This is a genomic window from Gilliamella sp. B3172 (assembly GCF_026536465.1).
Lineage (GTDB): Bacteria > Pseudomonadota > Gammaproteobacteria > Enterobacterales > Orbaceae > Gilliamella.
This window is the reverse complement of record NZ_JAFNOA010000006.1, coordinates 60,511-74,212: the sequence shown is the minus strand read 5'-3', so window position 1 is coordinate 74,212 and position 13,702 is coordinate 60,511. Positions and strand designations below refer to the sequence as shown.

The 13,702-nt window shown below is 36.0% G+C and carries 11 protein-coding genes; 7 read left to right on the top strand and 4 right to left on the bottom strand.

The genetic code is table 11. The features are described 5' to 3' along the window. Positions 1-477 precede the first annotated feature (477 nt). Positions 478-1,446, bottom strand: a complete 969-nt coding sequence (gene cmoB, locus J3U37_RS08035) for a tRNA 5-methoxyuridine(34)/uridine 5-oxyacetic acid(34) synthase CmoB (protein ID WP_267374222.1) — start codon at positions 1,444-1,446, stop codon at positions 478-480. Between the two features lie 35 nt (positions 1,447-1,481). After that, a complete protein-coding gene (cmoA, locus tag J3U37_RS08030) occupies positions 1,482-2,213 on the bottom strand; it encodes a carboxy-S-adenosyl-L-methionine synthase CmoA (protein WP_220219557.1) in 732 nt (243 codons plus the stop codon). A 72-nt stretch (positions 2,214-2,285) separates the two neighbouring features. Here cmoA and J3U37_RS08025 point away from each other — a divergent pair, with 72 nt between their 5' ends. Beyond that, entirely contained in the window at positions 2,286-3,431 is a 1,146-nt protein-coding gene (locus J3U37_RS08025) for a metallophosphoesterase (protein WP_267374219.1), read from the top strand. A 24-nt stretch (positions 3,432-3,455) separates the two neighbouring features. Then, complete coding sequence (rnd, locus tag J3U37_RS08020; protein WP_267374217.1) at positions 3,456-4,538, top strand: ribonuclease D; 1,083 nt, start codon at positions 3,456-3,458, stop codon at positions 4,536-4,538. 137 nt (positions 4,539-4,675) lie between these two features. Here rnd and J3U37_RS08015 read toward each other — a convergent pair whose 3' ends face one another. Further along, positions 4,676-5,368 carry a 5'-methylthioadenosine/adenosylhomocysteine nucleosidase gene (locus tag J3U37_RS08015; RefSeq protein WP_267374214.1) on the bottom strand — a complete coding sequence of 231 codons (693 nt, stop codon included), beginning with the start codon at positions 5,366-5,368 and terminating at the stop codon, positions 4,676-4,678. Positions 5,369-5,466: 98 nt separating this feature from the next. Here J3U37_RS08015 and J3U37_RS08010 point away from each other — a divergent pair, with 98 nt between their 5' ends. After that, a complete protein-coding gene (locus J3U37_RS08010) occupies positions 5,467-6,237 on the top strand; it encodes an SDR family oxidoreductase (RefSeq protein ID WP_267329653.1) in 771 nt (256 codons plus the stop codon). Positions 6,238-6,267: 30 nt separating this feature from the next. Further along, positions 6,268-7,137, top strand: coding sequence for a co-chaperone YbbN (locus tag J3U37_RS08005; protein WP_220219562.1), 870 nt, complete (start codon positions 6,268-6,270; stop codon positions 7,135-7,137). A gap of 142 nt (positions 7,138-7,279) precedes the next feature. On the opposite strand, the gene map is transcribed toward J3U37_RS08005, so the two are convergent. After that, on the bottom strand, positions 7,280-8,068 hold the full coding sequence (gene map, locus J3U37_RS08000; protein ID WP_220219563.1) for a type I methionyl aminopeptidase: 789 nt from the start codon (positions 8,066-8,068) through the stop codon (positions 7,280-7,282). A gap of 218 nt (positions 8,069-8,286) precedes the next feature. On the opposite strand from map, the gene rlmC reads away from it, so the two are divergent. From rlmC to J3U37_RS07985, 3 genes are all read left to right on the top strand, one after another. Further along, positions 8,287-9,429 carry a 23S rRNA (uracil(747)-C(5))-methyltransferase RlmC gene (gene rlmC / locus J3U37_RS07995; protein ID WP_267374211.1) on the top strand — a complete coding sequence of 381 codons (1,143 nt, stop codon included), beginning with the start codon at positions 8,287-8,289 and terminating at the stop codon, positions 9,427-9,429. 302 nt (positions 9,430-9,731) lie between these two features. Beyond that, complete coding sequence (locus J3U37_RS07990) at positions 9,732-11,927, top strand: TonB-dependent hemoglobin/transferrin/lactoferrin family receptor (RefSeq protein ID WP_267374209.1); 2,196 nt, start codon at positions 9,732-9,734, stop codon at positions 11,925-11,927. Between the two features lie 118 nt (positions 11,928-12,045). Continuing rightward, positions 12,046-13,689: an ABC transporter ATP-binding protein/permease gene (locus J3U37_RS07985; protein ID WP_267374307.1), complete on the top strand. Its 1,644-nt coding sequence runs from the start codon at positions 12,046-12,048 to the stop codon at positions 13,687-13,689. The last annotated feature ends 13 nt before the right edge of the window (positions 13,690-13,702 follow it).

Below are 13,702 nucleotides of genomic sequence, written 5' to 3'. Positions count from 1 at the left end.
CTGAAACTTCTTTACAAGTGTTTTTTTAAACAAATCCCTGTAAATAGACTTTGAAAAGAAATTGTAAAGAATTATACATCTTTATGTAAAAATAAGATAGAAAAAAATGGCAAAAAACAGTCTTTTTCTGGCGATATTTCATGCGATTATGTTTGTGAATTATCTTAAATGAAATTGGTTAAAACCATTCAATCATACGTGATGGATAAAGGTGGTGATTGACAATCAAAAATATTTAGAATTGATCAGATTTTGGGAGCGCAATCATTACTATTTTTGGGCAAGTTTTCGGCTTATCAAGCAGCGTGTTTGGGCGGCGTTTTTAAACACAATAATAGGTTAATTAATATTGTGAAGATAGGGGATGTAACATTTGATTGGCAATCAAAAATTGAATAACCTACCATATTGGTCTAAATCCAATTTTGATGCCTATCAGTGTTAATGTTTTATTGATTCGCTCAGATTTATTAAGTTTTATTTTCTGGCAACAAATACAGCTCTAGTTGGGGCGGGATAACCCTCAATCGTTTTTGAGCTATCGTTAGGATCTAAAAAGTCAGCTAATGAATCTGATGTCATCCACGGCGTTTTGCGTTGCTCATCTAAGCTAGTTTGCGAAATATCCACCAATTTTACTTCACTAAAGCCACATTTTTGTAACCAATTGATCATGGTAGGTACAGACGGTATAAAATAGACATTACGCATTTGTGCATAACGTTCTCCCGGCATTAGTGCTTGATGCAATTCACCTTCGATAACCAGTGTTTCAAGTATTAACTGTCCACCGTTAACAAGTTGATCTTTTAGTTGGTAAAGATGATCGAGTGGTGAACGGCGATGATATAAAACGCCCATGGAAAATACCGTATCAAAAGCATTAAGTTTTGGAAGCTGTTCAATCCCTAATGGTAATAGATGTGCTCGCTTATCATTACCTAATAGTTTTCGTATTGCTTCAAATTGACAAAGGTAAAGCGCCATAGGATCGATTCCCACTGCAAGTTTTGCGCCTGCTCCGACCATTCGCCATAAATGATAGCCACTATTACAACCTACGTCTAATACCGTTTTGCCTTCAAGACAGTCAATGTGGTTAATCAATCGTTCCCATTTCCAATCAGAGCGCCATTCAGTATCAATCTCAATATCATACAAATGAAAAGGGCCTTTACGCCACGGCATCATGGTTTTCAATAGTTGTTCAATTCGTTGTTGCTCGCCTGCGCTTAGCGGATGCTCGGTTTTGGCCGTTACACTGTGTAATAGGTCAATGTAATAGGGCGTGATTGTCGGTAAATGTTTTATGCTATTTAGCCATTGATTAAAACGATTATCAATATTGTGTTTTTGCCAATGGGCTAATTGTGCCGGTAACACTTCAAGCCAATGGCTGAGCTTATTTTTTGCAATAATCTGGTAAAAATCACCAAAATCAATCATGCTATTTTCCTTATTAATTACACTAAAAAAGCGGGCTATTTAATGGCAATGATGGAGCCAAAATTGAAACATTGAAACCAGGTATCAATATGCGCAAATCCGGCTTGTGATAAACGTTGTTTATGTGTTTCGATACTGTCAGTTAACATGACGTTTTCTAACATATTGCGCTTTTGGCTAATTTCCAGCTCGCTATAGCCGTTAGCGCGTTTAAAATCATGATGCATGTTAAATAGCAACTCATCAATAATGGGATCGGTAAAGCTAAACTTTTCTGATAAGACTAATATTCCGTTAGGATTAAGCGCTTGATAGATGCGATTTAACACTTGTTGACGATTTTCAGGCGTTAAAAATTGCAAGGTGAAATTAAGCACTACCATTGAAGCATTTTGCATTTCAATATTACAAATATCATCGCAAATCACTTCGACTGGCGTTGTTGCTTTATAAGACTCTATGTGGCGTTTGCACCGTTCAATCATCGGTAAAGAGTTATCAACCGCAATAATTTTACAGTTAGGCTGATTAACATGACGACGAATTGAAAGGGTAGCGGCACCTAATGAACAACCTAAGTCATAAATCACAGAGTTTGGCTGGACAAATCGCTTTGCAAGCATACCAATCATTGAAATAATATTTGAATAACCCGGGACAGAACGTTGCACCATATCGGGGAAAACTTCAGCGACTTTTTCATCAAACGTCCAATCGCCTAGCTTTTCAATTGGCGCCATGAATAATTGGTCTTTTTTGATACTCATAAAAGTTATTGGTACTGGAAAAAATAATTTTGTTATCATATCACTTTTTTGCGATAAATTGTTTGGTTTATTATGGCTTTTGTAGATCTTTTCACTCCTTTAATCGCTATTTTTGTTAGCGGCTTAGCAACGTTTTATTTAGGAAAAAGGTGGCAGTTTTGGTTTGATATTAAGTTAACGGGTTGTTATCGATTAATGTATTGGTCATTGGTGGCTATTGCGATTTACTCTTTGATAATTGCTCGATTAGCAAATAATTTTGCTGTTCCACACCTAGTGCTATTTTTTAATTGTCTGGCATCTGTCGTGATTTGCGCAAGTTTGTTAATTTTACTGGCGGATGCCATTTATTTGGCGAGTAAAAAGCGGTTTAAACCGAAGCTGTGGTTTAAAATCTGCTATGTGGTTGCGGTTATTTCGTTGTGTTTTTATGGGTATAGTATGGCTGTTAATCCAACAATTGTGCATTATCATGTCAATATTGATAAGTCGGCAAATGTCGATCATCTACGTTTTGTGCATCTAAGCGATATTCATCTAAGTGAATTAACATCACCGAAAAGAATTGAACAAATGGTGGAAGAGGTAAACCAACAACAGGCCGATTTTATTGTGATCACCGGTGATACATTAGATAGGCGCTTAGCGCCATTTACTCAACGAGGTTTTGCTAAACAGTTTCAACAATTGAAGTCGAAATATGGTACTTTTGTAATTTTTGGTAATCATGAATATTACCATTCCAAACACGCCGACAATCATGAGCAAGATATTATTGATGCTTTTGAGCAAGCCAATATGAAAGTATTAAAAGATGATGTTATTTATCTGGATGATGTTGGCATAACATTAATCGGCCGTGATGATCTTTCGTCCTACCGTTATCATGCTAAACGAGCGTCACTTGCTGATTTGATGATGTTTAGTGATAGCAATACACCTATAATCTTGCTTGATCATCAGCCCAGCAATCTTGATAAAGCCGCTAATTTAGGTGTCGATCTGATGCTATCAGGGCATACCCATGGCGGGCAAATTTTCCCAATTAATTTAGTTGTTGATATAATGTATAAAAATCCCTATGGTTTATATCAAGATACCACACACCATTTTACCAGTATTGTTAGTAGCGGATTTGGTTTTGGTAGTCCTCCTATTCGCTTAATGACACAGGGTGAAATTGGGGTGATTGATGTGACTTTTAACACTAAACCGTAAACTTGTCTCAATAGGAATCTTAATTTGTCTTATAAGCTTATTACCCATAATGACCAGCTAGCTGAATTTTGTTTGAACATTCAAAATAGTTCAGCTTTAGCATTAGATACAGAATTTGTACGTACTCGTACGTTTTTCCCTCATTTAGGCTTGTTACAAGTATTTAATGGCGAGCATGCAGCATTGATTGATCCCATAGCGATAACTGACTGGCAAGATTTTTTGGCGGTATTAAATAATCCAAAAATTGAAAAGTATTTTCACTCTTGTTCTGAAGATATTGAAGTGTTTTTACATCACTTTGGTTGTGTACCAACGCCAATCATTGATAGTCAAATTCTCGCTTCGTTTTTGGATAACCCACTCAGTAGTGGCTATGCCAGTTTAGTTAATAAATATTTAGCGGTAGAACTGGATAAAAGTGAAACACGAACTGATTGGCTTAAACGACCTTTAACGGATAAACAATGCCAATATGCTATCAATGATGTACTGTATCTTTTGCCATTGATGAATAAATTGAAATCACTGTTAGCAGACAATCATTATTTATCCGCTGCGTATCAAGAGTGTCAAATGGTGATAAGCCGTAAGTGTGAGGTAATGAATCCTGATGATGCGTATCTCAATATTAAAAATAGTTGGCAATTAAAAGGAAAAAATTTAGGGCAATTGTATAAATTAGCCCGTTTTCGATATCTGATAGCGAAAGAGCAAGATATTGCGCTAAATTTTGTGGTGCATGAAGAAGTCTTATTTAAAATAGCCCGTTTTTTACCTTCATCGCTCAGTGAGCTGAGTCAATTAGGCATGAAAGGGAAAGAAATACGCCTGTATGGTCAGATGATTTTAGATATTTTAGCTCAGCCGACGCCGGATATTGCACCAATTTGCCGGGTTAACCGTTATCCTAATTACAAAGATATCTGTGAACAATTGAAAAATGCGGCACAAACCATTGCTTCTCAAACCGGGCTTAATCCGGATTTATTGCTTTCAAGGCGGTTGATTAATCAATATGTAAAATGGCAAGCGGATAAAACCAGTGCTGAGCCCGAAATATTACAGGGTTGGCGTAAACCTTTATTTGAAAAGTTTGGTATTTAAAAGTCAGCAGGTCATACCTGCTGATGTAATTAAACCCAAGGGCGAAAAACTGGCAATGGGTAAGCTTTATTATTATCAAAACAGCTTATCAAAACAAAATCGATTTTTTCTTGATTGGTCACCCAAATTAGTCTGATTTACGCCAGTTCAGCAAGCATTGACTCGACAATCGCTGAGGAGTGGGTGGCGGCCAGTTTTAAAAATGATTGAAAATCAACCGCTGATTCACTGTCACCATTATCTGAAATCGCTCGTACCACAACAAATGGGGTCTTAAATAACCAACAAACATGGCCAATTGCAGCGGCTTCCATTTCAACGGCGATTGCATCCGGGAAGGTTTGTTTGATTCTTTGCAGATTTTCTTTACCATTGATAAATGCATCACCACTACCAATTGATCCTTCAACCGCATTAACGCCCTGTTTTTTGATGCAAGATTTTGCTAACGCTTGATATTTTGAATCGGCGGCGAATGTTACCGGACAACCCGACATTTGTCCCGGTTGATAACCAAAAGCAGTTAAATCGACATCATGGTAAAAAACATCTTTCGATACAACAATATCACCAATGTTTAATGCGCTAGATAGCCCACCCGCTGAACCGGTATTAATCACCGCTTCAACCTGATAATGATTAAGTAAAAGTGTGGTGCCGGAGGCGGCTGCTACTTTACCAATTCCCGATTGAAGTAATACAATATCACATCCGGCTATTTGACCAACATGAAAATCGCAACCTAAATGGTGTTCGATATGATAATTAGTGATTTTACTTTTTAAGATAGCAACTTCTTCTTCCATTGCAGCGATGATAGCAATTTTCATAATTTCCTCTTAGCTAACGGGCATAATATTAGGATAAATATGCTATCATAATTGCAGTCTTCAAACTTGACAATATATCAAACTAATGGAGTTGAACTTTGCGCACAATTTTTATAACAGGTTGTTCTAGTGGTATCGGGCTAATCTCAGCTTTGACATTAAAGCAACGGGGTTATCGTGTTATTGCTTCTTGCCGAAAAATATCAGACCAACAAAAATTAATTGATCAAGGATTTGAAACCGTGCTACTGGATCTGGATGATCCGCAATCGGTCACGCAGGCGGCTAACGAGGTTTTAAGCTTAACCAATGGTAAATTGTATGCACTTTTTAATAATGCCGGATTTGGTGTTTATGGGCGCTTAAATACGATTAGCCGTGAACAGTTAGAATCTCAATTTTCGACAAATTTTTTCGGTGTTCATCAATTAACCCAGTTACTTTTGCCGGCTATGTTAGCGCACAACGAAGGGCGAATTATTCAAACCAGTTCAATTGTCGGTGTTGTCGCAACCCCCGGTCGAGGTGCTTATTCAGCCAGTAAATATGCGTTAGAAGCGTGGTCTGATGTGTTAAGATTAGAGTTAGCTAAAACCAATATTAAAGTCTGCTTGATTGAACCCGGGCCATTGAAAACCGACTTTTCAGCCAATGTTAATCAAACCGACAAGGATAAAATTGTCAAAAATCCGCCTATAGCTAAACGCTTTACCTTACCAGCGCAAGCCATTTTACCCTATTTGATACATGCGTTAGAGCATGCTAGACCAAAAATACGTTACAGGGTCACCATGGTAACGAAGTTGGCAGCAATAGCTAAACGTTTGCTTCCGGATAGATTAATGGATAAAATTTTACAAAATAAATAATACCTAACCATATTATTGATAGGACACGATATGCAACAGCAATTTATTTTTGATGTCAATGAACAAAATATTCAACAGATCATCGAGCAATCTTCTCGATTGCCAGTGCTATTCTATTTCTGGTCTGCAAGAAGTCCCAATTACGAGGCAATGACTCAAACATTGACCAAACTCACTAATGAGCATCATGGTCAATTTATTTTGGCGAGTATCAATTGTGATGAACAGCAAATGTTAGCTGCCCAATTCGGTCTTCGTGCTATTCCTACCGTCTATCTATTTCAAAATGGTCAACCGGTTGATGGTTTTCAAGGTCCACAGACTGAAGAAGTGATTAAACAATTTTTAGCTAAAGTGTTGCCAAATGAAGATGAATTAAAACTTGTTGAAGCACAAAATTTATATAATGAAGGGAAATATGAACAAGCATTACCTTTATTAAAACAAGCCTGGCAAAATCTTACTGACCATTTAGGGAAACCACGATCTGATATTGCGTTGATGCTGGCAAAAGCGCAAATCGAATTAAAGCAACTGGCTGATGCTAAAGAGGTACTGGCAACGATACCATTACAAGATCAAGATTCGGTTTTCCATGGTTTACAAGCTGAGATTGAATTACTTGAGCAAGCGGCAAACTCACCTCAATTGCAGTTACTACAAGCACAATTAGCCGAACAACCAGATAATATCGATTTGATGATTCAACTATCCTCACAATTAATGCAGGTTGGTCGACATGAAGAGGCTTTAGAATTGCTCTATAAACCGCTTACCAAAGATCTCAATGCAGGGGAAGGGCGCATTAAAAAGACCTTACTGGATCTGCTCGCGGCCTTAGGTACCAGTAATTCGTTAGCCGGAACTTATCGTCGTAAACTCTATACTTTACTTTATTAATTGTTAGTCGGTTTTGATGAGGTCACTTGTTGGTTTTCGATCTGAAGTTTGACAGATTAACAACAAGTGAACGTTACGATGATAATAGAAGAATAAAATAAGCGGAGATTCAACAATGTTAAATTGTTGAATCTTTTGTTTTTTAGTGTTCTATGACTCTAGGGAAGTCTTCGTCTTTTCGAAGCGTTAAAACCTCAACGCCATTTTCGGTCACTAAAATCGTGTGTTCGTATTGCGCTGAAAGACCATGGTCTTTGGTTTTCACTGTCCAACCATCTTTCATGGTACGAGTTCGCCAGTCGCCGGTATTTATCATCGGTTCGATAGTAAATGTCATGCCGGCTTTTAAAATCACACCGCCGTCATCAGCATCATAATGGAGTACTTGCGGCTCATCATGATAGACTTCGCCAATGCCGTGCCCGCAATATTCACGTACCGATGAAAAACCAAATTTATCGACATATTTTTGGATAGTTTTACCGATCTCTCTTAAACGAATACCCGGTTTAATAATTTTGATTGCTTCATACAAGCTTTGTTGAGTGACTTGGCAAAGTTTTTCGCCCGCAACTGTTGGTTTGCCAGCAATGTACATGCGAGAGGTATCGCCATGATAACCGTCTTTGATGACAGTCACATCGATGTTTAAAATATCCCCGTCTTTTAATTTTTTTTCAAAGCTCGGGATGCCGTGACATACTACGTCATTAATTGAAATACAACTGGTATGTTGATATCCACTATAGCCAATATTAGCCGGAATTGCTTTTTGGACATTGACGATATAATCATAACAAATTTTATCTAGCTCACCGGTACTAATGCCAGGTTTGACATAAGGCTCAATCATTTCTAATACTTCTGCTGCAAGCTTTCCTGCAATACGCATTTTTTCAATTTGTTCTGGGGTTTTTAACTTAATAGACATTCAAATATTCCTGTAATATTGATGACAATATCCTACCATATACCATTTTTTCGTCAAATTATAGCGAGGCTATTATGCGACAGGTTATCAAGAGTTAATCAATATTCTGTAAAGAAGTTTCAGATTTTACCTATGTTTGAGTATAAAAATGAAAAGTAATACTGGTAAAACGACTTTTAAGTATATAATTACCAATTATAAAAAAAGGTTTTATCGTAATGCAATGTCACTATTATCAACAAAAGAAATGTTTATCTTGCCAGTGGATTAATCGTCCTTACCCAAAGCAACTCGAAGACAAACAACATGAGTTATTAAAGCAGCTAGCTACCTTACAACCCAAAGAAGTTATGGCGCCGTTTGCTAGCCCTGATTCTGCTTTTCGAAATAAAGCGAAAATGGCGGTATTAGGTACCGTTGAAAAGCCGATACTAGGGATTGAAAATGGTGATCAAGCTGTCGATTTATGTGATTGTCCGCTATATAGCGCCGGTATGCAAAGTATATTGAAAATAGTGCGTAGTTATATTCGTAAACAAGGTCTGGTGCCCTATAATATCAATAAACGAAAAGGCGAATTAAAATATGTGATCATTACCCAAAGCTCAATGTCTCAATCAAGCGGCTTTATGTTACGATTTGTTTTAAAATCACATAAATTGGTGAGTAAAATTAAAAACTCTTTTCACCAACTACAAGCGACAATTCAAAATTTGCAAGTCGTTTCAATTAATATTCAGCCGAATCATGCCGCGATTTTAGAAGGGGAAGAAGAGTTAGTTTTGACTAATAATCCTTATTTACCCATGACGATAAATCAAATTCCGCTTTTTATTAAATCGAAAAGCTTTTTTCAAACCAATACTTATATTGCTCAAAACCTGTATAAGACAGCAAGTGAGTGGATTGCTGATTTAGATATTAAGTCCATTTGGGATCTATTTTGTGGTGTCGGTGGTTTTGGTTTGCATTGCGTTCAAGCAATGGATAAACAGATTCAATTGACGGGTATTGAAATAAGTGCCGATGCTATCGATTGCGCAACCCAATCGGCCAAACAACTAGGATTTAATAATTTGACATTTAAATCATTGGATGCAACCCAATATGCAATTACCGAGCAAGCTGTAGCGGATTTAGTCTTACTTAATCCACCCAGACGTGGGGCAGGGAGCCAATTGATACAATATTTACAACAAATGTCACCCAACTTTATCTTATATTCAAGTTGTAACTTATCATCGTTAGTTGCTGATGTTCGCTTGTTATCGGATTATCAAATTAGTAAAGTACAACTGTTTGATATGTTCCCTCATACTTCACATATGGAAGTGTTGGTTTTATTGGAAAAATCGCAATAACTTTTTAAACATATAGGCTAGTTTTTATTAATTGATGATTAATAAGTATTAATCATCAATTTCCTCATTTTACCTCTTAAACTTTGTCGCTTTGATATCAATTAATCTTCAAACACGTCTCTAACTTACTAATATTTTTATGTTTTTCATTTTAATGTTAATGATAATTATTAGCAAATGGTAATGGTTATCATTATTTTTGATCTTATTTATTATTTTTGATAGATTTACGAAAAAATGATAATTATCAAAAATTGGAAATTTAATGCGAGCAGTTCAATAACATAAGTTTATGGTGAAAAATGAAAATAAGTAAAATATTTTTAACCGTTTTAGCTGCTTCATTACCACTATCAGTTTTTGCGGCTGATGATGAATTGGAAACTATGACGGTTACGGCTACCAGACAAAAGAGAGCCAAATTAGCTATTCCGGAAACCGTTGATGTTATCACTAGCAAGAACATTGATGATCATCAAATGTCAACAATGGAAGATTTAGTCAGATATTTACCGGGAATCTCAGTTAACAGACAAACTTCAGGTACTGACCCTTTTGGTAATTTAGGCGGTATTAGAATACGTGGTATGGCGGGTAATCGTATTCAAATGCAAGTCGACGGTGCAAGAGTGATTGAAAGTATCCAAGACGGCAATAGAAATTTTATTGATTTAGCAAACATAAAAGCTGTTGAAGTTATTCGTGGACCGGGATCGGTATTATGGGGCGCTGATGCCGTTGGTGGGGTAGTTGCATTTAAAACTTTAGATCCCAGTGATTTGCTGAAAGGTAAATCTTATGCAGTGCGATTAAGTGGTGGTTATGATAGTTTGAATAAACAAAATACTAAAACAAGCATGTTAGCGCTTGAATTGCTACCTAATTTAGAAGGGCTGATAAGCTTTAGCCGAAGAGATTACCAAGAAGCCAAGTTATCTAAAGCTAAAGCGAATGGCGGTATTTGGGGCTGTCCACGTGGCGAAGATGCCATTAGATGTAATAAGCTCAATCCGTTAGATGCCAAAGCAGAAAATATGTTAACCAAATTGGTTTATCATAATGACACTAGAGAAACAAAGTTAACATTTGAAAATTTCCGTTCTAACTCATTTGTTAAACAGATGTATGATTATGGTTTACAAGCTAACGGAACATTTAATGGCGATTATCGAAGAACGCAAATACAAACTCGTAAAAGGTATGCTATTGATGATAGTTGGACGCCCCCAGTATCGTTTATCGATCAAATCAAAACCATGTTCTCTTACTCGCCGCAAGAACGTTATTTAAAATCGTATCGTCAACAAAAAGATAAACGACAAAATCCGATTAATACCTATACCACTAACGATTATAAAGAAAAGTTTTGGCAGTTGGATCTTCAGTTAAATTCGAACGTGGATTTTTTCAATATAACGCATGATTTAACTTATGGTTTTCAAGGGGATATTACCCGTAGCTATTATCGTAATGAGAGCACCAAAAATGGCGTAAAAACCATAGGTGGCGGCTTTAATTTTGCTAATGCTAAAACGCAACGTGCAGATATCTATCTTCAAGATGAATTTCACTTTATCTCTGAAAATTTAAAAATTAAACCGGGTTTACGATACGCAACCTATAAAATTAAACCCAATACCGATAGCCATTATGCGGTGGTTAAAGGCAAAGAGCCTCGTGATTTGAGTTCACATCGCCTTATTCCGCAATTAGGCATATTATATAACATCACTGATCAATACTCTGCTTATGCCCGTTATGCTGAAGGATTCAAAATGCCAACGGCTCAACAGCTTTATACGTCATTGCCTTCGGTAACGATGAATCTGATTCCTAACCCTAAACTAAAACCTGAAAAAGTGAAATCTTATGAGACCGGCATTAGAGGCGATTTTTCAGAAGGTTGGTTTAGTGTAGGTTTATTCAAAGCTAATTATAGTAACTATATTAAGAATTTTATTCGGGTTGGGCCGAAGGATTATACCTACAAAAATTTATCCAACGTCAATTTATGGGGAATTGAAGCATCGGGCGAGTGGCATTTTGCGCCCAATTGGACTTTGAATGCTTCAAGCTCATATCAATATGGAAAAAAACAAGATTCTCCCGGTGATAAAAAAACTTATTTTAATGAAGCCATGCCACTGCAAGGTAATATCGGTTTGAAATGGAATGTTCCCGATTTTAATTTTGATACTGAAGTCGTCGGGACTTTTTCTAAGGCTGTATCACACGTTTCTAAAGACAAATCGTCATCAGATGAAATATTTAAACCAAGCGGTTATGCAATCTATGATGCCTATTTAAATTGGCACCCTAGCAAAAATATTACTATTCGGGGATCGGTATTAAATATATTTGATCGCCGCTATTTTAAATGGCCGATGTTTAGTAGTTATTATAAAAATGCACAAAATAATGTAAAAGTGACAAATCCTATCGAGCTTCAAACCGCGCCGGGAAGAACTTTTGCCGTTAGTGCGGTTATTAATTTTTAATCATTAACGTTAAATACTTCTGTCAAATTGATAAAACATTTTTGGCAGGAGTTGATGTAGAAAAAAGGCAGTTTTGAGAGTATAAGTTGTGCAAACATTGAAAAATATAATCTTGCTTATGAAGCTTTGCTTCAAATCAAGACAAGGTAAATATGGTTACTGTTATGCTTTAATTATTATTTGTTTAAATATTGTTTTAATTAAAATTAGTCTTGAAATGATTAATTGGAATAAAAACTTTTTTAATGCATTAGAAAAATATGACATGCAAGGCGTTATTACCCAATTAATCGTTTTTGTGTTGTTAACTATTTCGGGGGCAATAACTTACTTAATAATTGAGTTTTTAAGAAAAACTTTAGTGATTACATGGCGCAAGGTTTTAAATGATTCGATACTTGATAAGTGGCTCAATAACAAAGCATATTGGTATTTAAATAACCATCAAGACAAAATTGATAATCCTGATCAGCGTATTTCCGAAGACTGTCTGCTATTTATTGAGCGATTAACTAATGAAGGCTTTTCGCTGATTACTCAATGTATTGGTCTGTTTTCCTATTTTATGCTTTTGTGGCAAATTACCGATAATTTTGTTTTAAATTTTAGTCTATTTAATATCGATATAAGTATTTCTCATTATTTAATTTGGCTGGCACCAATCTATGTATTATTCACTTCTTGCATCGCTCACATGCTCGGGCGCCCATTAAAAAACTTATTAATTGAACAACAACACTTAGAGGCAAATTATCGCTTTGCCTTAACTCGATTTCGTGAATCGAAAGAGCCAATCGCGTTAGCCAATGGTGAAAAAGTGGAGAAACAACAATTTGAACAGCATTTCAATCATATTATCAAAAATTGGTATTTATTAATTAAACGACAACTTATTTTAGGCTGTTTTACTCGGCCATATTATTTAACGGTGTTAAGTGTGCCTATTTTCTTTTCTCTGCCTATCTATTTAATTGGTAAAGTTAGCTTAGGTTCTTTAATGCAAATTAGTAAATCATTTAGTAATGTTGTGACTAACTTATCTTGGTTTATTTTCAATTACAATAAACTTGCCGAACTTATTGCATGTAGTTATCGTTTAACCCAGTTTTTTGAAAAAGCTAATCAAGCCGCTCGTCAATACCAATCAGCTAGCCAATTAGAGATAAATCAAGATGCATTTTCGATTGACGATTTAACTATAAAAAAACCGGATGGCGCTGTGTTATTAACACTACCCAATCTTTTTCTTAATAAAGGCGATTCGGTTGTTATATCTGGTGCATCGGGTATAGGTAAATCAACATTTTTCAAAGTAATTTCTGGCCTTTATCCCAATTTTGAGGGGAAGATTAAAGTGCCAAAATTAAAGACATTATTTTTATCGCAAAATACCTATTTTCCGGTTGGGGGATTAGCTCATGCAATAAGCTATCCGCAGCCGTTGTTTGAAAAAGATTTAAGTTTGATTAAGCAACTTCTATTAGAAGTGGGTTTTTCTACAGAATTTATCGATAGAAATTTACTCAGTGATAATTTAAAAACACTTTCCGGTGGTGAAATGCAACGTCTAATGATTGCAAGAATTTTAATGCATAAACCTGATTGGATTTTTATGGATGAAACAACCAATGCATTAGATAAACAGTCCGAAAAACAATTGCTGAAATTGTTAAAGACAAACCTACCGAACAGTAGTTTTATTATAATTTCTCATACTGATATTTCGAACTATTTTGATAAATGCTACCAGTTGAATTTATAACAATGTAGTTAGA